The sequence below is a fragment of the Frederiksenia canicola genome (genome assembly GCF_011455495.1).
Classification (GTDB): domain Bacteria; phylum Pseudomonadota; class Gammaproteobacteria; order Enterobacterales; family Pasteurellaceae; genus Frederiksenia; species Frederiksenia canicola.
This window is the reverse complement of the sequence record NZ_CP015029.1, coordinates 1,838,100-1,859,720: the sequence shown is the minus strand read 5'-3', so window position 1 is coordinate 1,859,720 and position 21,621 is coordinate 1,838,100. Positions and strand designations below refer to the sequence as shown.

Here is a 21,621-nt window from a genome sequence, read left to right as displayed (position 1 = left end):
TGGGTCGCCTGCTATTTTTTATTCACAGAGCATTATGCTCACCTTATAGAGAATGAAACAATGTCATTTAAATTTGAAGCTGAAGTACGTTTAGCGCAAGGTAAGGGTGCGAGCCGCCGCCTGCGTCACGCTGGTCAAGTTCCTGCCATCATCTACGGTGGTAACGCAGAGCCAGTATCTATCGTTTTAGACCACGACAAAGTAAACAACGCACAAGTACACGATGCGTTTTACAACGAAGTGTTAACTATCGTTGTTGGTGGTAAAGAAGAAAAAGTAAAAGTGCAAGCAATGCAACGTCACCCAACCAAACCAAAATTGGTTCACTTGGACTTCAAACGCGTTTAATGCTTAAACATAAAAAGCTCTCTGAAATACAGAGAGCTTTTTTCGTATCGAGACTTCATACAAGCGGTCAGATCTTTGCAACATTTTGCAAGAATCTGACCGCTTGTTGCTAGTGCATCACTGCAATCAACAGCACCAACATAAAACTTACCACCGCCAACAAGAAATGTTTAAGTGAAAAGCGTTGGTTTTTCTTGAAGGCTTTAGCGGCGAAGATGACATACAGCACCAAAAATAGCAGTTTCGACCAAATCCATGTTTCTGCCCACGAAAAGCCGAAAGCGAAGAAAATCGTGATCCCCGAAATGAGCAGTAAGGTATCGACAAGATGTGGGGCGATTTTCAGCAATTTATATTGACGCCAATCTACCATTTTTGCTGACAGTACGCCTCGAGTCAGTAATAAAATCAAGCTGATATACGCCAGCCCGATGTGTGCGAGAAAAACTTGTTGCATGGTGTTATCCTTGTTCTGCGATCATTTGTTTTAGATATTGAAAAATTTCACGGTAATTTTTTGGTGGTTTGTTTGCTTGTTTCTCTTTTTGAGCAGAGCGAATCAAATTGCGTAAATGTTGGCGATCTAAGTGGGGATACTCATCCAACAATGGATTTAACGCCCCATCGCCTTGTTCCAACAGGTGATCACGGGTCTGTTCCAGTTTTTGCAACAACGCCAGCTGTTGATTATGGCGATTTTCCACTTTATCTAACGCCTCTTGAATCGGTTCAGGATCACGATTACGCAACAATTTGCCAATATATTGAATTTGACGGCGGCGTGCTTCTAAACGCAAACGTTGAGCTAACTCAATCGCCTCACGCAGACTATCGTCTAACGGAATTTTGGCCAAATTCGCAGGGGTAAGGTGGATTAAATTTTCCCCCAATTTTTTCAGTTGTTCTGCATCACGTTTAATTTCGCTTTTGCTCACCCAAATAATTTCTTCTTCATCGTCTGTCCAGTCGATTTCATTATTACGCTGTTTACGAGCCATCGTTTTTCCTTATGAATAAAAAGCCTATCGCACAGGATAGGCTTTTCTGATATGATTTTTCGCTTTGCATTTTAGGCATAAATGGCGGTTTGGTCAAACGATACAAGCGGTCAGATTCTCTCCATTTTTTGCAAATTTCATCACAGTGAAATCATTATGAGCTTAACTACCAAAACTGAATTACAGCAGCAAGAACAAATTTTAAAAGACGCAGTACAAACGGCGTTGCAATTAGCCGAAAAAGCAGGCGCGACTGCCGAAGTGGGTGTCACCAAAGTTGCGGGGCTGTCCGTTTCTACCCGTTTAGAGCAGATTGAAAACATCGAATTTAACAATGATGGATCGCTTGGCATTTCTGTCTATCTCGGCAAACGCAAAGGCAACGCCTCCACTTCCGATTTACAGCCGAAATCTATTCAACAAGCGGTCGAGTCTGCCCTTGCGATTGCAAAATATACCTCCGAAGATGATTGCACAGGCTTGGCTGATCAATCCCTAATGGCATTTGATGCCCCCCATTTAGATCTCTATCACCAAGCGGAAATTGATGTTGATCAGGCAGTCCAATTGGCGATTGAAGCGGAACATCACGCTTTAAATGCAGACGAAAATATCGTCAATAGCGAAGGGGCAACGTTCAACTCACATAGTGGCATTCGAGTGTATGGCAATACACATGGAATGTTACAAAGCTATCTTTCAAGTCGCTACTCGCTTTCTTGTAGTGTGATTTCGGCTTATCAAGACCAACTTGAGCGGGATTATGAATACACCATTTCCCGCCGTTTTGACCAACTTGCTACGCCAGAATGGGTCGGCAAACAAGCGGCGATTAAAGCGGTCGATCGCCTTAATCCGCAACAATTACCGACGTGTGAAGTTCCCGTGATTTTCTACAATGATGTTGCTACTGGCTTAGTTGGACATCTTGCAGGGGCGATCAGTGGCGGGGCGCTATACCGCAAATCCAGTTTCTTATTAGATAAGTTAGGCGAACAGATTTTACCAAACTGGTTCGAAATTGTTGAACGCCCACATCTATTGCAACAGCTTGCATCATCGCCATTTGATAGCGAAGGGGTGATCACGCAAAATCGCAATATCATCACTGATGGCATTCTACAAACCTATTTATTAACTAGTTATAGTGCTAAAAAACTCGGCTTACAAACCACAGGGCACGCAGGCGGCATTCACAACTGGTTAGTGAAACCAAACCGCACAGGTGGCTTACAAACGTTGCTTAATGAAATGGGAACTGGCTTGCTCGTCACGGAAATGCTCGGTAGTGCCATCAATGGCGTAACAGGTGAATACTCACGTGGAGCGGCGGGTTTTTGGGTGGAAAATGGCGAAATTGCATACCCTGTTGCCGAAATCACCATTGCAGGACAACTGCAAGAAATGTACAAAAACCTTGTTGCTGTGGGCGATGACATTGAACACCGTTCTAACATTCAAACAGGTTCAATTTTGCTCGACAAAATGAAAATTTCGGGAATGTAACAAATAGTGGCAAGACCGTTTCTACGAAAAGATAGAAACCATGATAAAGGTGATAGATAGCTGCAAGAACGTAAAAAGAACAGTTGCAGCTGGTTTATGATGTTATGGGAAAAAACGTAAAAATCTTAACCGTTGTAGACAGCCGTAGACTTTTTCCCTTAATTTTCTTTCCCACTTAATTCCTCAATCGCTATCAGACATTTCTGTTTGCGATACTCTGTTTCCGCAATTTGGGCCTCGAAATAGTTTTTCAATTCTGCTGTTTGGCTTTGTTGCGCCTGTTCGATCAACCAACTAATTTTCTCATTCAAGGCTCTTAATGCTTTGTGATATTCCTCTCGTTTCTTACAAGCGGGTAGATACGCCAAATTTTTTGCAAATCGGTAGTTGGATTTAAAGTTGGGCATTTTTGTGTTTTTTGCATTTTGTAAGTTCTTAACCACTTTGTTAAGTAAATCGAATTGCTCGACTAGCCGCTTAGCGTAAAACGCAGTATAGAGCGGTTGGGATTGTTCGGTGACAAGTTGGCAGGTTTTTTCTATTTCCTGCAAAAAATCAGCCACTTGTCCTTCGGAAAGTTGGAAGAGAACGGATGAAATTTGAACCTTATGGGTGAGATAAGGAGCGAAAATGGTACATTTTTCCAAAATACTTTGTGTAAAATTTGTCATAAGTCTCTAAAAAATAGCGTTTTTTGCCATTATAAAGGCTTGTATTGGCTTTTCAATACTAAGTTTTTGCTTAAAAAATAGACTAAAATCAAAATTGTTTTTAAAAATGTGACTTGGCTCACATTTTTAATGAACTTTTTTGAATTTATTAAATAATCTAATTTTTTCAATGGGTTATGTTTTTTCTTGATATGGAGTGATACTCTTTTTAATCTGTTTTTTTGCTCCGTGTGAAACTGTTTTTTTATAACTTATTGATTTTTAATCATAAAACATAGATTGTTAAAAAAGTGTTTAATGATTGACATAAATTTCAGATTCTGCCACTATTTGCCCGCAATCAGCATTTACCCAAACTTACAATTGACGTAAATGATCGATTCTGGCGATTACTCTTATACCTTAACGAGAGTGATTTGACGAAACTAAAATAATTTAAGGTGAACACTATGAAAAAAACACTTGTAGCATTAGCAGTAGCAGCATTTGCATCTTCAGCTTCAGCATTAACGGTTTACGAAGCAGACGGTTCAAAAGTTGATTTTGACGGTTCTATTCGTTTACGTTTAGACAAGGGCGACTCAAAAGTTGATAAAGGTCCTAAAAAAGAAAAACACTCAAACTTACATAATGATGGCTCACGTTTCGGCGTTCGTATGAAGCACAACATCGCAGAAGATTTCTATGCGTTAGGTCGTGTTGAATTCCGTTTCAATGATGAAATTGAAGGTAAAACAGACCAATTCGGTGACTTGTATGCTCACCGTGCTTATGTGGGTTTAGGTAGCAAACAATTCGGTGAATTAACTTTCGGTCGCCAAGTATTAATTGGTGATGATATCGCTCAAGCTGGTTTTGACTATGCATACGGTACTTTCGATGGCACATTAGCTGCAAGTGGTAAAGCGGCGGTTCGCTATGATTATAAAGGTATTGAAGGCTTACAGATTGGTTTAGATTATCGTTTTGCTGAAAAACGTGATGCAAACCAAAATGTTACTGTTGACGAACTTAAATCGGGCTATGGCGTTGGTGCTGTATATGACTTCAAAGTAGCAGAAGGTCAATCAGCGACTGTTGCTGCAGGTTATACCCGCGATAACTATGCAACGGGTACTAACGTGAAAAGACATAAAGATGCATGGCAAGCTGGTGCAAAATACACTATTAATGCATTAACTTTAGCTGCGGACTATGCAGGTTCATTTGAAAAAACAGGTTCAACCAAAGATCGTTTCAATGGTTTCCGTTTAGGGGTTAAATATCAAGTAACGCCAGCGGTTTCCGTTTACAGCAACTTTGGTCACAGTGTAAGTAAAGACAAAGAAGGTCAAACTACAATCAGCAAAACCACGGGTAACAAATACATGGTGGGTGCAGCCTATAAATTACACAAAAATGTGTTAACTTATGTGGAAGGTGCTGTTGATAAATCTAAAGTCAAAACTTCAACTGGCACAACTAAAACCACTTCTAAAGATATCGGTGTTGGTTTACGTGTAAGCTGGTAATATATTTAGTTAATTTAATAGAAAACGAGCAACTTCGGTTGCTCGTTTTTTTGTTTGTGTGAAATGGAGTTGCAAAAAATAGGAGGGAACTGACCGCTTGTTAGCTCAGAAATTTCTGAATAGCCCGCACTACGGTTTCTGGTTTTTCAGCGTGTACCCAGTGATCGGCATTACTTACCACAAACAGCTTCGCGTTGGGAAATTGGCGTAATACCGTTTCGGTATCTTTGGTTTGCAAATAATCGGAGAGCTCCCCTTTAATAAACAGCGTTGGTATGTCTGCTTTAACAGGCTGCCAATCCATTAAATTGTGATAATTTTGTTGAAGCCCAGAAAGATTGAATTTAAACGAATCAGGGCTTTGCGGATCAAAGGATTTCAACATAAACTGCTGTACGCCTTCATCACGAATAACTTTGGCAATTTCTATTTTCGCTTGCTGGCGGTTTTGTGGCCTTGCGGCTTTTACTGCAAGCAACCCGGCAAAAATACTTTCGTGGCGATTACCTTGGTAAGCTACAGGGGCTATATCGATTACCACTAATTTTTCCACTAATTCAGGTTTTACCGCGGCTAATGCCATAGCGGTTTTCCCGCCCATCGAATGCCCGACGGCGATCACGTTTTTAATTTGCAACTGCTCAAGCACATTCACCAGATCTTCAGCCATCAAAGCATAATTCATTTCATCACTATGAAACGACTGCCCATGATTGCGTAAATCAACCCGTAATATTGAATAATCATCTGCAAAAGCACGAGCAATTACACCTAAATTGTTTAAATCGCCAAACAAACCATGTAGAAAAAGCAGGGTTTTAGTTGTGTTTTCGTTTTTTTGAAATTGATAGTGAAGTGTCGGTTTTTTGTTCATAAAATTGAGAAAAATGCGTTAAATTTTGGATCGAGATCCTGTTAAAAAGAACGGAAATGCGTATAATGCCTAAACATTTTGCTATTACATCTTTAAGGGGAAATCGATGAAAACAATTGAAATTGATGATGAATTATACCATTACATTGCCAGCCGCACACAAGCGATTGGTGAAACGGCATCAGATATTTTACGCCGTTTACTTCGTTTACCTGCCTCTCCACAGCCTTTTGTGCTTGTTCAAGAAACAATGCTGAATGAGCTGAAAGATTTAGCGAAGTTACCCAAAAATAAGAAAAACCTCTCTCTCCAAGAAAAGATTATTAAGCGAATTGAGTTCGTTCTAACATCAGGTCAATTTATTGATGAAACGAAAGTGGTTAATCGTTTCTTACAACTGCTTTCTGCACTGTATATCACCAATCCAGAAGGTTTTGCCCATGCTACGGAAAATGTGCAGGGCAGTGAGCGAATTTACTTCGCCCGTGATAAAGAAGTGATTCTAGCAACTGGCAGCAGTGTGAAAGCCAAACAAATTCCTGATTCGCCATTTTGGGTGATCACCAATAATAATACTGAACGTAAAGGGATCATTTTGGGTGGATTGATGACGGCAATGGAGTTGCCAGAAGAGTTGATTGAACGTGTGAAAGCGTCTTTAGCGTAAATTTATTTTGTGTTGTTGATATGGCAGAATTTGCTTTATTTCCTACGGCACACTGGGCGGAACATTCCGCCCAAGCCATTGCTGTGAGTTGGAAAAAAGGCGATTCTGCCCTTTTTTCATTTTTACCTGCACAAATTTCATGGCAAGAGTGGCACACGTTGGTGCAACAAGCGGTCAGTTTCTTGCAAAAAAATGCAATTCAAGCAGGGGATTTGGTTGCCTATTCAGGCTCGCATAAATTGGCGGGATTGCTTTGTTATTTAGCAGTGTTGCAATTGGGGGCGAAGATCCTAATGCTCAATCCTGCAATGGCAGAATCACAACGCCAGGCGGTGTTACGTGAAAATGGCGTTGCAAGGCTATTAACCGATGACGCATTTGCAAAATTTTCTTCGGAACTGACCGCTTGTCAGCATGAAATTCTCCCTTTGCCAGTAAAATGTGAACTAAAATCGTCTCTGCCCGCAACATTTACGCTCACTTCGGGGTCATCAGGCAGTCCCAAAGCGGTTGTGCATTCGATTCAGAATCATTTAGATAATGCTCAAAGCGTTTGCGAGTTAATGGAGTTTCAACAAAACCATTCTTGGTTGTTGAGTTTGCCGCTGTTTCATGTATCTGGGCAAGGCATTGTATGGCGGTGGTTATTGCAAGGTGCAACGTTGCATCTTGCCGAAAATAAAGCAGATTTTTGGCAAACATTGGCACAAGTCAGCCATGCATCGCTTGTGCCAACCCAGTTACAGCGGTACTTAGCGAGAAATGATTTGGTTTCATCGACTTCGCAAAAAATATTATTGGGCGGTGCGTTTATTCCACCTGAGCTGATTTCTGCCGCACAAGAAAAACATATTGAGACTTTTACTGGTTATGGAATGACGGAAATGGCGTCCACCATTTGTGCCGTGCAAGGGGAATTGGATAATGTAGGCTCGCCTCTAAAAGGGCGAGATGTGCGAATAGAACAAGGCGAAATTTGGGTGCGTGGAGCAGGGCTTGCTTTAGGTTATTGGCTCAATCAGCAACTTGTGCCACTCGTTAATCAGTGTGGTTGGTTTGCGACAAAAGATAAAGGTGAGTGGAAACACGGCAAATTAGTGGTTTGTGGGCGGTTGGATAACCAATTTATTTCTGGCGGTGAAAATATTCAACCTGAACAGATTGAACGGGTACTGTTCCAATCAGGCATAGTAAAACAGGCTTTCGTTGTACCAATTGCGGATAAGGAATTTGGGCAACGGCCTGTTGCAGTGGTGGAGTTTGTCGAGCCATTTTCGCAACAAGCGGTCAGTTCCTTGCAAAACTTTGCAATTCAACATTTAGAAAAATTTAAACTTCCAGTGGCGTATTTTCCCCTTGAGATCACGGCTCAAGGTGGGGTAAAAATTTCACGCCGACAACTTCAACAAGAAATTGCTCAAAAAAGAGAGTTATACAATGTTTAAGCGATTATTTGCTGTTTTTACGTTATGTTTTTGTATGGCTGCGTCGGCTGAGGTAGATGATCTCGTGCCTGTCAATGAACTTCGTCAGCAGTTAGATACATTGAAAAATAATGGTAACTATTCGCCAGATGAAGCAACCTTATTAGCACAAAATTTGGAAGGTGCTTTGGTATTTGTGGAGAAAACCAAGAAACAGCAAGCAGACATTGAAGCTCTTGAACGTAAAATTAAGAATGCACCGAATACCCTAACGCAATATCAAAAACGGATTGACCAGCTCAAAAAGGAATTAGAGTCGGAACAAAACGGGTTTGGTAATCTAGACAATGCCACATTAGAAATTCGACAAACAGACATTCAGCAAAATCTGCAAAATACACAAACACAGTTAAATGAAGTGAGCTCAAGTTTGGCGAGTTATCGTGCGGCATTGGAACAGACACGTAAGCAAATCACAGAAAATAACGCAAAATCAGATAAATTAAACCGTTGGAAATACAATAGCCAAGCCAGTAAATCGTTGATTGATAAATATAATGCGGAATTAAAATACTTAGAAAGCAATAATCGTTATAACCTCATTTTAGGGCAGAATATTGATTTGTTGATTTCTATTGATGAGGCGAAGAAAAATGAGCTGAGTCTGAAACAACAGCTGTTACAAAAACAGTTGATTAGTTTGCAGGACGTGTTGAATGCCAATCGTTTAAAAGCGTTTGAAGCTCAAGCAAAACAAGCAGAACAACTGAAGGCAGAGAATAAGGCGGAGAATCCGATTATTCAGGAAGAACTAAGCTATAACACCGATCTCAGCCAATATTTAGTGAAGCAAACACAAAAAGCGAATAAATTATCGCAGGATAATTTACGGGCGAAAAATGTGTTAGATGCGTTAACTCAAACCAAACGAAACATTGAAGAACAAATTAGTGCGTTGCAAGGCACTCTTGTGCTTTCTCGGGTGATCTATCAACAAAAGCAGACTTTACCGACAGAAAGTGTGATTAAAGGGCTAGCCAAAGACATTGCGAAATTGCGTGTTGAGCTGTTTGAATTGACACAAACTCGAGATCAACTTTACAACATTCCGAATGTGATCGAGCGTCTTCAAACGGAACATAAAGTGTTATTTGATGACGGTGAACGCCAGACCTTGACGGATATTCTCAAAGAGCGGGAAAAGATTGTCATTGATTTAGTCAAAACCTTGAATGCACAGCTTAATCAGTCAAATGAAATTGAAGCAACACAGCGACAAATTGTTGAGCTTAGTGATTCATTACAGCGAGAGTTGCAGCAACAAAGCTTTTGGGTGCCGAGTAATAATCCGATTGATTTATCATGGTTGGAAAATTTTCCGCGTTTAGCAATTGCAGAAGCAAAGAAATTATCGTCTTACTTTGGGTTTGAGAATATTAAACATGATCTCTTTTCTAAGCTCAGTTTTTTATCAAGTTTATTATTGCTTTATGGCTTAATTTTATGGAAAAAGACGGCAATAAAACAGCGACTTGCAGAGATTGCTAGCCAAGTTAATACGTTAAAAAGTGATAGCCATTGGCATACCCCTGAGGCGATGTTTTGGACGATTGCTCTTGTGCTGCCAAACACCTTGTTATTTTTGATTATTGCTACGGTACTGTTAGCGTTATTTTTCAATAATCCGCTAACGGCTTCACAATGGCTGACGTCAATGGCGGGCTATTGGGTCTTTTTTGCTACTGTTCTCGCATTGCTTCGTCCACATGGCTTAGCCTACGTGCATTTTGGTATGCCACCAGCGAGTAATGAAATTTTCCGACGGATTATTCGTTACTCGGTTTGGATTGTTTTTTTATTGTTATCCGTTACGCTGATTTTCTCTCAAGTCGATAGCATTGATTTTACCGATGATGTGATTGGACAAGTCATGATGATCATTGCCCTTGCATTGTGCTTGTTCGTGATCAGACCCTTGCTTGATCGAGGTATTCGAGAATACCAAAATGCGATGTTGGAAGATGGTACAAACCGTAATGTGAATTTGTTCAAATTATTGCGTTTAGTCTTAATCATTATTCCAATTACCCTTATTGTGTTAATGATATTGGGCTATTACTACACCACAATTTATATTGTTGAACACATCATAAAAAGTTACTTGGTGGCATTGGTTTGGGTGTTTGGGCGTTATTTTGCGTATCGTTCTTTAACGATTTCGTCACGTCGTATGGCGTATCGCCGTTTGCAGAGTAAGCGAGAGAAAATTCGTGAGCAGATTTTAGAACAAGGAAAAACTGATAGCCCGAGCATAAAAGAAGAACATCGTGAAGAAAAAATCAAAATTTCGACGGTTAATCAGCAAATTTTCCGTATGGCGGATTTGATCGCTTGGGTGCTTTTATTTATTTCGCTTTATGCGATTTGGTCTGATTTACTGAGTGTGGCTTACTATCTCAATGGCTTTGTACTTTGGGAGCAAGTTGAGACCACCAGTAAAGGTACAGTGGTTGAATCCATCACGTTGCTAAATGTATTGCGTTCCACGCTTTATGTCACAGTGACTTATGTTTTGGTAAAAAACATTGCTGGGATTTTAGAAGTTACCGTATTTTCACGACTAAAACTATCTAAAGGGACGCCGCATACAATTACGGCTGTGATCACCTATTTTATTGTGACCTTTGGCTGTATTTTAGCCTTTACTTCTTTGGGGATTTCGTGGAGCAAAATTCAATGGATTTTCACCGCCCTTTCTGTCGGTCTCGGTTTTGGGGTAAGGGAAATCTTCGGCAGTTTTGTTTCTGGCACGATCTTACTTTTTGAACGCCCAATTCGAGTAGGCGATAAAGTCACCGTAGGTAACTACACTGGGGTGATCAGCAAAATTCGGCTACGCTCAACTACGCTTCAAGATGATGAACATAAAGAGGTCGTGCTACCTAACCAAGCTTTTGTCACCGATCGTTTCATTAACTGGACGTTGAATAATACGGTCACTCGCTTACAAATTGCGATGAAAATTAGCTCAACGAGTCAGTTGGGGTTAGTGCGTAAGTTACTGTTGCAAGCGGCAAGTGAAGCACCAAAGGTAATGAAAGATCCTGAACCAAGTGTGAATTTAGTCGGGTTCGGTGAAGGGTGGATAGATCACGAGTTGAATGTTTATGTGCCAGAACTTGACGATCGTTCTGATACGAGAAACTTTCTCTATCAGCGGATTGATGAACTATTTCGAGAACATCATATCAAGATGGCATTCAAACAGATGGACGTTCACTTGTATAACAGTGAGCAACAAGCGGTCAGATTCAACCAATAATTTGCAAATCAACAGAAAATAAAAAGGATAATTATGGCAGGAAATAGCATTGGACAACTTTTTAAAGTCACGACCTTTGGGGAGTCACACGGCATCGCATTAGGTTGTATTGTAGATGGCGTGCCGCCTAATATGTCATTGAGTGAAGCGGATATTCAGCCCGATCTTGATCGCCGTAAACCCGGTACATCACGCTATACTACGCCACGCCGTGAAGATGATGAAGTACAAATTTTATCAGGGGTATTTGAAGGCAAAACCACAGGCACAAGTATTGGCTTGTTGATTAAAAATGGTGACCAGCGTTCGCAAGATTACAGCGAAATTATGGATAAATTCCGCCCAGGGCATGCAGATTACACTTATCAGCAAAAATACGGCATTCGGGATTATCGTGGTGGTGGCCGTTCCTCAGCACGTGAAACCGCAATGCGAGTCGCAGCGGGAGCGATTGCGAAAAAATACTTGCGAGAACAATTTGGCATTGAAGTACGCGGCTTTTTGTCTCAAATTGGTTCAATCAAGATTGATCCGGCATCTGTAGAAAAAATAGAAAATATTGATTGGCAGCAAGTAAATAGCAATCCATTTTTCTGCCCTGATCCAATCGCCGTTGCACAGTTTGACGAATTAATTCGTGATCTGAAAAAAGAAGGCAATTCCATTGGGGCGAAATTGACCGTGATTGCGGAAAATGTCCCAGTTGGCTTAGGTGAGCCCGTTTTTGATCGTTTAGATGCGGATTTAGCTCACGCATTGATGTCGATTAACGCCGTTAAAGGGGTGGAAATAGGGGATGGCTTTGCGGTGGTTGAACAAAAGGGTTCAGAGCATCGTGATGAAATGACGCCAAATGGCTTTTGTTCTAATCACACAGGTGGAATTTTAGGGGGAATTAGTTCGGGGCAACCGATTATTGCTCATATTGCATTTAAACCAACATCCAGCATCACTATCCCCGGCAAGAGCGTCAATTTGAACAATGAAGCAGTGGAGTTGGTGACGAAAGGTCGCCATGATCCTTGCGTAGGCATTCGTGCCGTACCGATTGCAGAGGCTATGATGGCAATCGTATTGCTCGATCATCTTTTGCGTTTTAAGGCACAATGCCGTTAGTTGGACGCTAAAAAAGTGGTAAGAAATTGTTGTTTCTTACCACTTTTTGTTTGCTTAGTAATCGGTTTTCTTTTTCGCGTGTTCTGCCATTTTTTGACGAATGCCGCGACGTTCTTGAGAAAGCTCTGCATTGCGAATAGTGTAATCATCAACACGAGTTTCATAGTCTTCACGCATACTCGCAATAATGGCTCGAATTTCTTCAACTGACATTGAATCGTTAATGTACTGATTTAAATTATCTAATAATAAAATGCGTTTTTGGTTGTCTCGAATTTTGCGATCATTATCTGCAGTTTCACGCAACAATTTGTTTTTTAAACGATATAGATGCACATATTCCAGCATATCTTGGAATGACTGTTTTTTATTGTTTTCCATAAGTAATTTCCTTTAGATGAAAAAATGATAGGTGAATGCTAGTCCTTTTCTTTCGTTTCGTCAAAGGTTTATACGCTTCTTTCTCAACAAAATACCACTATTATTTTGAGTATGAATTATGCTAAACTGCAAAGATTATTTTTAGATTTAAATTATTGGGAGAGAAAATGACGAGTGCAAATAAACGTTCTGTGCCAACTCTTTTTTCAGAAAAAAGTGATATTTATAGCCATCAAGTACGAATTGTGTTAGCAGAGAAAGGTGTTGCGTATGAAATTGAGAATATCCAGCCGGGTACAATTTCAGAAGATTTAATGGAAGTGAATCCTCGTGGTACCATCCCAACGTTAGTCGATCGTGATTTAGTGTTATCAAACGCTCGTATTATTATGGAATATTTAGACGAGCGTTTTCCACACCCACCGCTCATGCCAGTTTACCCTGTATTGCGTGCGCAATGTCGTTTAAATATGCACCGTATTCAAAATGATTGGTATGCATTAATTGATTTAGTGGATAGAAACCCAAATGCTTCCATGGCTCAAAAACAGAAAGCATTGAAACAGTTGCGTGAAGAAATTTTGGCCCTTGCCCCAGTATTTTCAGACACACAATATTTTTTAAGTGATGAATTTAGTCTTGTGGATTGCTATGTTGCTCCACTTTTATGGCGTTTACACAACCTTGGCGTCGAATTCACGGGAACAGGGAGTAAAGCAGTTAAAGCCTATATGAGCCGCGTATTCAAACGTGAAAGTTTTATGCAATCTGTTGGTGGGAGTGCACCGAAAAATTTAATGGATGACAAAGATTAATGAAGCCTTTACGTCCTTACCTTTACCATGCTTACTATAATTGGTTGATCGATAACGATCACACGCCTTATTTACTGGTAAATGCGGAGTATCCAAATGTGGATGTGCCAAAAGAGTTTGTGCGTGAAGGTAAAATTATTCTGAATATTTCACCCCGTTCGATTGGGCAATATTGTGTGAACGACGAATCAATTAGCTTCAGTGCTCGCTTTCAGGGTATGTTGCGAGATATTTATATTCCTTTTGGTGCAGCAGAAGCGATTTATTCTCAAGAAACCAGCGATGGTGTAATGTTCCAAGACGAACCCTACTATGATGAGCAAGTTTACCTTGTGCGTCAGGAAACACAAACGCTAAGCGAAAAACCAAAAAAAGTGGTGAAACGTAAAGCAACACATCTTAAGTTAGTGAAATAACGTGTTCTACAAGCGGTCAGATCCTGCAAACGTTTTGCAAATTTGGTCGCTTGTTTTTTATTTTCAAATTTTTATAAAAAGCAGTTGCATTGGTTTTAAAATTCAATTATTTTATATGCACTATTTTAATAGTTCAAAAATACAATCTAATATAAGGACATTTATATGAAACGTCGCAACGCATTACTGATTACGGTACTTTCCGCACTCTCTCTTTCTACATTTGCTCAAGATAAAATGCACAATGTCGCAATTACTGCTATTGTTGAGCATCCAGCGTTAGATACGATCCGCCAAGGTGTGGTGGAAGAATTGGCTCGGGAAGGGTTTGTGGAAGGTAAAAATATCAATATTAACTTCCAATCCGCACAAGGCAGTAACGCCACAGCAGCACAAATTGCTCGTAAATTTGTGGGCGATAAAGCAGATATTATTATTCCAATTACTACCCCGAGTGCTCAGCCCGTTGTCGCCGCAACACGGAGCGTGCCAATTGTTTTTTCTGGGGTCACAGATCCTGTTGCCGCAAAATTAGTGAAATCGTGGGAGCCAACAGGTACAAATGTGACGGGTATTTCTGATCATAAACCGATTGAGCCGCAATTGGCACTTATTCAAACACTTGTGCCAAACTTGAAAGCGGTTGGTTATGTTTATAGTGCTGGTGAAGTCAATTCAACCATTGTGCTAGACGAATTAAAAGCCGCAGCAAGTAAAGTGAATGTACAGGTTGTGCCTGTGGCAGTACAACGCAGTGCAGATATTGGGACAGCCGCACGTAGTTTGAATGGTAAAGTTCAAGCAATTTATATTTCTGAAGATAATGCCGTTGTGTCAGCGTATGAAGCGTTACATAAAGCCGCACTAGAAAGCAAAATTCCAGTGATTGCAGCAGATAAAGATACGGTTAAACGTGGGGCATTAGCGGCCTATGCAGTGAATCAATATGATATTGGTGTTGAAACGGGCAAAATTGCCGCTCGTATATTGCGTGGCGAGAAAGCTGGCACTATTGCTACTCATTCAGTGAGTAAAATGGAGCTTTCGGTTAATCAGAAAACGGCTCAAGAGTTGGGAATTTCATTACCTGAATCGGTAGTGAATCAAGCCAAGGACGTTTTCTAAGATTTTAGCGATAAATAAAGCGAGATAGCGTATAATCTCGCTTTATTTTTTATGGTAAATCATTTGATGAAACTGACCGCTTGTAAGTTATTTTTTCTCACTCTTTGCCTTTTTCATCTAACGGGGTGTGGAACCATCACGAGTTTGAGCAACGGTGATTATTCTATTTATGCAGGCGTGGGGCGAGACTTTGATGTCATTCGTGATGGGGGATTACTAAGCATATTGGCGGTGATTGATTTACCGTTGAGTTTCGTGTTGGATACACTCTTGCTTCCTATTACCCTAACGCAGTAAGTGGATTTGCCTTACAAGCGGTCAGATCCTGAGAGTTTTTTGCAAATGAGGTTTACTGGTGATGTTTAAACATCGCAATGTAATTGCAACTTACATCTTGGTTAAGCCAAAATTTTTCCGTGAGCGGATTAAAATGGTAGCCGACCATTTCTACACAGTGTAAAGCCGCTTGATCACCCCAGCCCAACAACTCCGCAGGCTTGATAAATTTCTCAAATTCGTGTGTGCCTTTTGGTAATAATTTCAGCACATATTCCGCACCAACAATGACTAACGCATAGGCTTTTAAGGTGCGGTTAATGGTCGAAAAAAACAGCACACCGTTTGGTTTGAGTAGCTGTTGGCAACTTTGCACAATCGACAGTGGATCAGGCACATGTTCCAACATTTCCATACAAGTAATCACATCGAATTTTTCGGCGTTGCAAGCGGTCTGATTTTGCAAAAAGTTTTCAATCGTAGTTTGTTGATAATCAATGGTTAAGCCGTTTTGTTCAGCATGTTGTTTGGCGATTTCAAGCGGTTCGGTCGTCATATCAATACCCGTTACCATCGCCCCTTGTTTTGCCATACTTTCACTTAAAATGCCGCCACCACAGCCCACATCCAGCACTTTTTTGCCAAATAATCCCCCTGATTTTTCTGCAATGTAGGCAAGTCGTAATGGATTTAAACGATGAATTGGCTTAAAACTGCCATTGGGATCCCACCACGTTTTTGCCATTTTTTCAAATTTAGAGAGTTCCTGTTGATCAACATTGTGCATAAATGCGTCCTTTGATAAGTTTTTTTAATGTGTTATACGCCGTATTTTACGCTAAATCGACTTACAAGCGGTCAGTTTCGCCCAATTTTTTACAAAACTAGTCGGTATTCTTTATGGAATTGTTCAAAAAAATAGCACTTGATATTAGTTTTTTTAATTTAATCTATAAATTTTTATAATTTTACTTTGCAGATAAAAATTTCACTGATAGACTTTAGCCATTCCAAAAATCACAACATTTTTACAAATTTACAGAGGTGAAACTATGAGCGACTTAAACGCCCTTTTCCAAAAAATCAAACAGCGTGATCCAAACCAAGCCCCATTCCACCAAGCAGTTGAAGAGGTTTTCGGCAGCCTTGCGCCGTTCTTAGCAAAAAATCCAAAATACACTCAACACGGCTTATTAGAGCGTATTGTTGAGCCTGAGCGTGTGATCAGCTTCCGTGTTACTTGGGTAGATGACAAAGGCCAAGTGCAAGTAAACCGTGGTTACCGTGTGCAAATGAACTCAGCGATCGGCCCATATAAAGGGGGTATCCGTTTCCACCCAACCGTTGATTTGGGCGTATTAAAATTCTTAGCCTTCGAACAAGTCTTCAAAAATGCCTTAACTACCTTGCCGATGGGTGGCGGTAAAGGCGGTTCAGACTTTGACCCGAAAGGTAAATCTGATGCGGAAGTAATGCGTTTCTGTCAAGCCTTTATGAGCGAATTATTCCGCCATATCGGTGCCGATACAGACGTGCCAGCAGGCGACATCGGCGTAGGTGGTCGTGAAATCGGCTATATGTTTGGTCAATACAAAAAACTCACCAATGAATTTACTTCCGTTTTAACAGGGAAAAGTTTGACGTGGGGTGGTAGTTTAATTCGTCCAGAAGCGACTGGTTACGGTACGGTTTACTTTGCGGAAAGTATGCTCAATACCCGAGGTCAACGTATTGAGGGCAAAGGCGTGGTGATTTCAGGTTCTGGTAATGTCGCACAATATGCAGCTGAAAAAGTGATCCAAAAAGGCGGTAAAGTGCTGACAGTTTCTGACTCAAACGGCTATGTATTATTCCCGAATGGTATGACTGATGCACAATTGGCTGCGTTGTTAGAACTTAAAAACGAACGTCGTGAGCGTTTATCTGTTTATGCTAAAGAACAAGGTATTCAATACTTTGAAGGTCAAAAACCTTGGGGCGTGGTGTGTGAAGTGGCACTCCCTTGTGCAACTCAAAACGAACTTGATACGGAAGATGCGAAAACGTTACTCAAAAACGGCTGTTTCTGCGTGGCAGAAGGAGCGAATATGCCTTCAACATTAGGGGCGGTAGAAGTATTCACTGAGGCGAAAATCCTGTATGCACCAGGTAAAGCGTCTAACGCTGGAGGTGTGGCAACTTCGGGTTTAGAAATGAGTCAAAACGCAATCCGCTTGTCTTGGAGCCGTGAAGAAGTAGATCAACGCTTATTCGGCATTATGGAAAATATCCACCAAAATTGTGTGGAAAACGGGACAGAAGCAGGTGGTTATGTGAACTATGTAAACGGTGCCAACATTGCAGGCTTCAAAAAAGTGGCAACTGCCATGTTAGAGCAAGGTGTGCTCTAATTTCTTTTTCGCGATGAAGGCTCTCAATATGGGTTGAGAGTCTTTTTATTTGCAATATTTTTCTCAGAACTTACCGCTTGTAGAAAAAAATTCTCGCTTTTTAAGTGGTTTTTCTGTAGAATCCGCCCGTTTTTTGTGCGTTCAAAAACGCCAGAGAACAACTGTTTATTTTTTATTAACCCAAAATCACACACATATCAGCAACTAATCATCGGGGTGCTATTGAAAAATGGTCGGTGAATTAGGATATGTGGAGGCTAAACCCTTCTCACAAAAGTGAGAACAACAAAAAGGAAAAATTCTTATGGCACAAGTATCTATGCGCGATATGCTTAACGCAGGCGTTCACTTCGGTCACCAAACTCGTTACTGGAACCCAAAAATGAAACCATTCATCTTTGGTGCACGTAACGGTGTTCACATCATCAACTTAGAAAAAACTTTACCATTATTCAACGACGCATTAGCAGAATTAACTCGCATTGCAAGCAACAACGGTAAAATTCTTTTCGTGGGTACCAAACGTGCAGCGTCTGATGCCGTTAAAGCAGCAGCAGTAGAAAGCCAACAATTCTATGTAAACCACCGTTGGTTAGGTGGTATGTTGACTAACTGGAAAACAGTTCGTCAATCAATCAAACGCTTAAAAGATTTAGAAGCTCAAACTCAAGACGGTACTTTCGACAAAATCACTAAGAAAGAAGCATTAATGCGTACTCGTGAGCTTGAGAAATTAGAATTAAGCTTAGGCGGTATTAAAGATATGGCTGGTCTTCCAGATGCAATTTTTGTTATCGGTGCAGACTATGAACATATCGCAATCAAAGAAGCAAATAACTTAGGTATCCCTGTATTTGCTATCGTTGATACTAACGCAAGCCCAGATGGCGTTAACTACGTTATCCCTGGTAACGACGACGCAGCTCGTGCGATCCAACTTTACTTAGATGCAGCAGTAGCGGCAGTTAAAGAAGGTCGTGGTCAAGAAGTTGAAGTGGTTGCTGAAGAAGCGGCTGAATAATCGTTTTAAGGCTCAAGCCCTTAACACACATTCATAAATTGTGAAGCAGGGGCGAACGATTTCCCCCTGCTTTCTTTTTTCATAATTACATTTAAGAGGAATAAAAAATGGCTGAAATTACAGCAGCACTTGTAAAAGAGCTTCGTGAGCGTACTGGCGCGGGCATGATGGAATGTAAAAAAGCGTTAGTTGAAGCAAATGGCGATATCGAATTAGCGATCGACAATATGCGTAAATCTGGTCAAGCAAAAGCGGCTAAAAAAGCAGGTCGTGTTGCGGCTGAAGGTGTTATCTTAGCTCGTATCGGCGCAGGTTTTGGCGTATTAGTTGAAATGAACTGTGAAACTGACTTCGTAGCAAAAGATGCTGGTTTCGTTGGTTTAGCAAACGAAGTTGCTGACTATGCAGTAGCAAACAAAGGTACAACCATTGAAGCGTTACAAGCACAATTCGAAGAAAAACGTGCGGCATTAGTAGCGAAAATCGGTGAGAACATGAACATTCGTCGTGTTCAATACTTAGATGGTCAAGTGATTGCACAATACTTACATGGTGCGAAAATCGGTGTATTAGTGGCTGGTGAAGGTTCTGAAGAAGAATTGAAGAAAGTTGCAATGCATGTTGCGGCATCTAAACCAGAATTCGTAAACCCAGAAGATGTTTCTGCTGAAGTAGTTGCGAAAGAGCGTGAAATCCAAATCGAAATCGCAATGAACTCAGGTAAACCAAAAGAAATCGCAGAGAAAATGGTTGAAGGCCGCATGGCGAAATTTACTGGCGAAGTATCATTAACTGGTCAGCCATTCGTCATGGACCCATCACAATCAGTAGGTAACTACTTGAAATCGGTTGGTGCTTCAGTGTCTGGCTTCATCCGCTTAGAAGTAGGTGAAGGTATCGAGAAAGTAGAAGAAGATTTTGCAGCAGAAGTAGCAAAAATCACTGGCGGTAACGCATAATTCTTCACGGAATTACATAGAAAAACCTCGCATAATGCGAGGTTTTTTGTCTTTAGGGGGATGAACAAGTGGTCAGATTCTTCATATTTTTGCAAATCATATTTGCAATATTTTTACAGGAACTGACCGCTTGTTGCTATTTTTTCTCAATGGTGATTGCAGGATCGGCTGGCGTCTCAATTTTTTCAATAAGCACTTTAAGACCATAATCACTTTTGTCCGCTTGGGGACTAAAAAGGTCGATTTCTGGATTAAGTTTCGGGTTTTGAATGCCTATCCAGTGTGCAATGCCGTCGGTAAAATTGAGTCCCGATTTCATCGTATGGTAGGTGTGACGTTCAGTATCATCGCTTGAAACTTTGAATAATGGGACATCAAAATGCAATTTGCTTTTACTGGTATTCAGTAAATCAATGCTTTTTTCAGTAATTTGGTGTGACAATCCATGATCAGAAAAATAGATCATCGAAAAATGGCGACCGGTCACTTGTTGATTTTGCCATAACGCCTGATACACATTTTGCAGCAACTCGTCAGTTTTTTTGATTGATGAAACATAGCAGTTCAAATTATGGTGTTTCGGATTTAACTCTTCATCGTTAAATATTTTCGGATAATCGGTTAAACGGTCACAGCTCAATGGGTGTGAACCATATAGATGTAGGACAATAAATCGCTTTCCTTTTGTGGCTTGTTGAATGACACTCTCAAATTTAGGTAATAGCGTGAAATCACTCACATTTTGATTAAAGGAATCCCCAGATTTTGTGAAGAATTTTTCATCACTTTTATTCGCAATTGAAGAAATGGGGGTATCAAAAGTACCGAGATAGCCTTGATTGGATATCCAATAGGTTCGGATCCCCGCAGATTTGATCAGATCAATTAGGCTCAAGCCGTAGTTTTCTTCCCATTTTTCCGTATTTCCTTTGGTGAGCATCAATTTGAGTGATGCAATAGTGTTGGTTCCCGCTGCGGTGAGACCGTTGATCAAAAGACCTTTGGAATGACTCATAAAAGGCGTATTTTCAATCGGATAACCATAGGCGTGGTGATAATCTTTGCGAGCACTTTCACCAATAATTAATACATAATCATCATAACGGGATGCTGAGGATAGTGTTGATTCTCCCCATTCGCTTTCAATCGCCATGCCATTGAGTCGTTCTAACTCATTTTTAACTTTTAAAATCGCCTGAGTTCCTTCAACTAAAAATGTCGCTGGTGGCGTTGCAAGAAAGATGACAATAAAGCTGGCAGCAAGAAAAAAACGGTTTCGATAAAACTGTAAACCGCAAGTTTGGGTAAGCCAGCGTATGGCAATTAGCGTACCCATAATACTCAAAGCAAAAATGAGATTAGCAAAAGGAAGTTGAGATAAGAATTCTTTGCCTTCTTGTAAATCTGTCGCGAAAATGGACGCAACATATTGGTATGATGGCGGACCAAATGTCATGCCTATCGGGGTATAAAAGGCATAAATTAAGCAGAAGGGGAATAATAAAAAGTAGAAGCTTTTGGTTGAGCTGCTTAACAGCAGAATAAACATACTAAAAATGAGAATAGCGTGCCAGTCAGGTTGAGAGAAAAAACCAGAACCACGCAACATCGCATAGCTTGAAAATAACGCCAAACAGATGGCTAAAAAAGCAGAAAAAAAGATTTTCATGAATAAAACGAAAAGCCGATTAAAGTTAAAATTTTACATAAAAAAAACATAAATGTATGCTTTTTATTCGGATGATCGCTGTGCTAAAATAATTGTGGTCTGACCATTGTCCCAACCAATAGTGATTGATAG

21 protein-coding genes are annotated in these 21,621 nt (G+C 40.5%); 14 read left to right on the top strand and 7 right to left on the bottom strand.

Features of this window, described 5'->3' with window-relative positions:
* Positions 1 to 60 precede the first annotated feature (60 nt).
* A complete protein-coding gene (gene rplY / locus A4G17_RS08925; RefSeq protein WP_123955937.1) occupies positions 61 to 348 on the top strand; it encodes a 50S ribosomal protein L25 in 288 nt (95 codons plus the stop codon).
* Positions 349 to 457: 109 nt separating this feature from the next.
* Here rplY and A4G17_RS08920 read toward each other — a convergent pair whose 3' ends face one another.
* Both A4G17_RS08920 and yjgA read right to left on the bottom strand, forming a co-directional pair.
* Positions 458 to 805, bottom strand: coding sequence for a SirB2 family protein (locus tag A4G17_RS08920; RefSeq protein WP_123955938.1), 348 nt, complete (start codon positions 803 to 805; stop codon positions 458 to 460).
* A 4-nt stretch (positions 806 to 809) separates the two neighbouring features.
* Positions 810 to 1,346, bottom strand: coding sequence for a ribosome biogenesis factor YjgA (yjgA, locus tag A4G17_RS08915; protein WP_123955939.1), 537 nt, complete (start codon positions 1,344 to 1,346; stop codon positions 810 to 812).
* Between the two features lie 156 nt (positions 1,347 to 1,502).
* Between yjgA and pmbA the strand changes: the two genes are divergently transcribed.
* Entirely contained in the window at positions 1,503 to 2,852 is a 1,350-nt protein-coding gene (pmbA, locus tag A4G17_RS08910) for a metalloprotease PmbA (protein WP_123955940.1), read from the top strand.
* 158 nt (positions 2,853 to 3,010) lie between these two features.
* Here pmbA and priC read toward each other — a convergent pair whose 3' ends face one another.
* Positions 3,011 to 3,523: a primosomal replication protein PriC gene (gene priC, locus A4G17_RS08905; RefSeq protein WP_123955941.1), complete on the bottom strand. Its 513-nt coding sequence runs from the start codon at positions 3,521 to 3,523 to the stop codon at positions 3,011 to 3,013.
* A gap of 449 nt (positions 3,524 to 3,972) precedes the next feature.
* On the opposite strand from priC, the gene A4G17_RS08900 reads away from it, so the two are divergent.
* Positions 3,973 to 5,034 carry a porin gene (locus A4G17_RS08900; protein ID WP_123955942.1) on the top strand — a complete coding sequence of 354 codons (1,062 nt, stop codon included), beginning with the start codon at positions 3,973 to 3,975 and terminating at the stop codon, positions 5,032 to 5,034.
* 100 nt (positions 5,035 to 5,134) lie between these two features.
* On the opposite strand, the gene A4G17_RS08895 is transcribed toward A4G17_RS08900, so the two are convergent.
* On the bottom strand, positions 5,135 to 5,908 hold the full coding sequence (locus A4G17_RS08895) for an alpha/beta fold hydrolase (RefSeq protein WP_123955943.1): 774 nt from the start codon (positions 5,906 to 5,908) through the stop codon (positions 5,135 to 5,137).
* A gap of 106 nt (positions 5,909 to 6,014) precedes the next feature.
* Between A4G17_RS08895 and seqA the strand changes: the two genes are divergently transcribed.
* From seqA to aroC, 4 genes are read left to right on the top strand one after another with little or no spacing between them, the layout of a single operon-like run.
* Positions 6,015 to 6,575 carry a replication initiation negative regulator SeqA gene (gene seqA / locus A4G17_RS08890; protein ID WP_123955944.1) on the top strand — a complete coding sequence of 187 codons (561 nt, stop codon included), beginning with the start codon at positions 6,015 to 6,017 and terminating at the stop codon, positions 6,573 to 6,575.
* 20 nt (positions 6,576 to 6,595) lie between these two features.
* A complete protein-coding gene (menE, locus tag A4G17_RS08885; RefSeq protein WP_123955945.1) occupies positions 6,596 to 8,020 on the top strand; it encodes an o-succinylbenzoate--CoA ligase in 1,425 nt (474 codons plus the stop codon).
* 34 nt (positions 8,021 to 8,054) lie between these two features.
* On the top strand, positions 8,055 to 11,321 hold the full coding sequence (mscK, locus tag A4G17_RS08880) for a mechanosensitive channel MscK (RefSeq protein ID WP_236941006.1): 3,267 nt from the start codon (positions 8,055 to 8,057) through the stop codon (positions 11,319 to 11,321).
* 33 nt (positions 11,322 to 11,354) lie between these two features.
* Positions 11,355 to 12,437, top strand: a complete 1,083-nt coding sequence (gene aroC / locus A4G17_RS08875) for a chorismate synthase (protein WP_123955947.1) — start codon at positions 11,355 to 11,357, stop codon at positions 12,435 to 12,437.
* A gap of 54 nt (positions 12,438 to 12,491) precedes the next feature.
* Here aroC and A4G17_RS08870 read toward each other — a convergent pair whose 3' ends face one another.
* The gene (locus A4G17_RS08870; protein ID WP_123955948.1) at positions 12,492 to 12,818 is read right to left on the bottom strand and encodes a DUF496 family protein; all 327 of its coding nucleotides are present in this window, start codon (positions 12,816 to 12,818) and stop codon (positions 12,492 to 12,494) included.
* Positions 12,819 to 12,985: 167 nt separating this feature from the next.
* Between A4G17_RS08870 and A4G17_RS08865 the strand changes: the two genes are divergently transcribed.
* From A4G17_RS08865 to A4G17_RS08850, 4 genes are all read left to right on the top strand, one after another.
* The gene (locus A4G17_RS08865) at positions 12,986 to 13,633 is read left to right on the top strand and encodes a glutathione S-transferase N-terminal domain-containing protein (RefSeq protein WP_123955949.1); all 648 of its coding nucleotides are present in this window, start codon (positions 12,986 to 12,988) and stop codon (positions 13,631 to 13,633) included.
* Positions 13,633 to 14,049, top strand: a complete 417-nt coding sequence (locus A4G17_RS08860; protein WP_123955950.1) for a ClpXP protease specificity-enhancing factor — start codon at positions 13,633 to 13,635, stop codon at positions 14,047 to 14,049. Before A4G17_RS08865 ends, A4G17_RS08860 begins: the two co-directional genes overlap by 1 nt.
* A 165-nt stretch (positions 14,050 to 14,214) precedes the next feature.
* On the top strand, positions 14,215 to 15,174 hold the full coding sequence (locus tag A4G17_RS08855; RefSeq protein ID WP_123955951.1) for an ABC transporter substrate-binding protein: 960 nt from the start codon (positions 14,215 to 14,217) through the stop codon (positions 15,172 to 15,174).
* A 66-nt stretch (positions 15,175 to 15,240) separates the two neighbouring features.
* Positions 15,241 to 15,471, top strand: coding sequence for a YceK/YidQ family lipoprotein (locus A4G17_RS08850; RefSeq protein WP_123956687.1), 231 nt, complete (start codon positions 15,241 to 15,243; stop codon positions 15,469 to 15,471).
* Positions 15,472 to 15,523: 52 nt separating this feature from the next.
* Here the strand turns inward: A4G17_RS08850 and ubiG are convergent, their stop codons facing one another.
* Positions 15,524 to 16,237 carry a bifunctional 2-polyprenyl-6-hydroxyphenol methylase/3-demethylubiquinol 3-O-methyltransferase UbiG gene (gene ubiG, locus A4G17_RS08845; protein ID WP_123955952.1) on the bottom strand — a complete coding sequence of 238 codons (714 nt, stop codon included), beginning with the start codon at positions 16,235 to 16,237 and terminating at the stop codon, positions 15,524 to 15,526.
* 265 nt (positions 16,238 to 16,502) lie between these two features.
* Between ubiG and gdhA the strand changes: the two genes are divergently transcribed.
* From gdhA to tsf, 3 genes are all read left to right on the top strand, one after another.
* Positions 16,503 to 17,840 (top strand): NADP-specific glutamate dehydrogenase, encoded by a 1,338-nt coding sequence (gene gdhA, locus A4G17_RS08840; RefSeq protein WP_123955953.1) that lies wholly within the window; start codon positions 16,503 to 16,505, stop codon positions 17,838 to 17,840.
* A gap of 304 nt (positions 17,841 to 18,144) precedes the next feature.
* Positions 18,145 to 18,861 (top strand): 30S ribosomal protein S2, encoded by a 717-nt coding sequence (gene rpsB / locus A4G17_RS08835; RefSeq protein WP_123955954.1) that lies wholly within the window; start codon positions 18,145 to 18,147, stop codon positions 18,859 to 18,861.
* Positions 18,862 to 18,968: 107 nt separating this feature from the next.
* Positions 18,969 to 19,820, top strand: coding sequence for a translation elongation factor Ts (gene tsf / locus A4G17_RS08830; protein WP_123955955.1), 852 nt, complete (start codon positions 18,969 to 18,971; stop codon positions 19,818 to 19,820).
* A gap of 136 nt (positions 19,821 to 19,956) precedes the next feature.
* On the opposite strand, the gene A4G17_RS08825 is transcribed toward tsf, so the two are convergent.
* On the bottom strand, positions 19,957 to 21,489 hold the full coding sequence (locus A4G17_RS08825; RefSeq protein WP_207948549.1) for a phosphoethanolamine transferase: 1,533 nt from the start codon (positions 21,487 to 21,489) through the stop codon (positions 19,957 to 19,959).
* Positions 21,490 to 21,621 lie beyond the last annotated feature (132 nt).

Bases quoted from the DNA above. Each gene is read 5' to 3' on its own strand.
- rplY (WP_123955937.1), top strand. From the start codon at position 61: ATGTCATTTAAATTTGAAGCTGAAGTACGTTTAGCGCAAGGTAAGGGT.
- A4G17_RS08920 (WP_123955938.1), bottom strand. From the start codon at position 805: ATGCAACAAGTTTTTCTCGCACACATCGGGCTGGCGTATATCAGCTTG.
- yjgA (WP_123955939.1), bottom strand. From the start codon at position 1,346: ATGGCTCGTAAACAGCGTAATAATGAAATCGACTGGACAGACGATGAA.
- pmbA (WP_123955940.1), top strand. From the start codon at position 1,503: ATGAGCTTAACTACCAAAACTGAATTACAGCAGCAAGAACAAATTTTA.
- priC (WP_123955941.1), bottom strand. From the start codon at position 3,523: ATGACAAATTTTACACAAAGTATTTTGGAAAAATGTACCATTTTCGCT.
- A4G17_RS08900 (WP_123955942.1), top strand. From the start codon at position 3,973: ATGAAAAAAACACTTGTAGCATTAGCAGTAGCAGCATTTGCATCTTCA.
- A4G17_RS08895 (WP_123955943.1), bottom strand. From the start codon at position 5,908: ATGAACAAAAAACCGACACTTCACTATCAATTTCAAAAAAACGAAAAC.
- seqA (WP_123955944.1), top strand. From the start codon at position 6,015: ATGAAAACAATTGAAATTGATGATGAATTATACCATTACATTGCCAGC.
- menE (WP_123955945.1), top strand. From the start codon at position 6,596: ATGGCAGAATTTGCTTTATTTCCTACGGCACACTGGGCGGAACATTCC.
- mscK (WP_236941006.1), top strand. From the start codon at position 8,055: ATGGCTGCGTCGGCTGAGGTAGATGATCTCGTGCCTGTCAATGAACTT.
- aroC (WP_123955947.1), top strand. From the start codon at position 11,355: ATGGCAGGAAATAGCATTGGACAACTTTTTAAAGTCACGACCTTTGGG.
- A4G17_RS08870 (WP_123955948.1), bottom strand. From the start codon at position 12,818: ATGGAAAACAATAAAAAACAGTCATTCCAAGATATGCTGGAATATGTG.
- A4G17_RS08865 (WP_123955949.1), top strand. From the start codon at position 12,986: ATGACGAGTGCAAATAAACGTTCTGTGCCAACTCTTTTTTCAGAAAAA.
- A4G17_RS08860 (WP_123955950.1), top strand. From the start codon at position 13,633: ATGAAGCCTTTACGTCCTTACCTTTACCATGCTTACTATAATTGGTTG.
- A4G17_RS08855 (WP_123955951.1), top strand. From the start codon at position 14,215: ATGAAACGTCGCAACGCATTACTGATTACGGTACTTTCCGCACTCTCT.
- A4G17_RS08850 (WP_123956687.1), top strand. From the start codon at position 15,241: ATGAAACTGACCGCTTGTAAGTTATTTTTTCTCACTCTTTGCCTTTTT.
- ubiG (WP_123955952.1), bottom strand. From the start codon at position 16,237: ATGCACAATGTTGATCAACAGGAACTCTCTAAATTTGAAAAAATGGCA.
- gdhA (WP_123955953.1), top strand. From the start codon at position 16,503: ATGAGCGACTTAAACGCCCTTTTCCAAAAAATCAAACAGCGTGATCCA.
- rpsB (WP_123955954.1), top strand. From the start codon at position 18,145: ATGGCACAAGTATCTATGCGCGATATGCTTAACGCAGGCGTTCACTTC.
- tsf (WP_123955955.1), top strand. From the start codon at position 18,969: ATGGCTGAAATTACAGCAGCACTTGTAAAAGAGCTTCGTGAGCGTACT.
- A4G17_RS08825 (WP_207948549.1), bottom strand. From the start codon at position 21,489: ATGAAAATCTTTTTTTCTGCTTTTTTAGCCATCTGTTTGGCGTTATTT.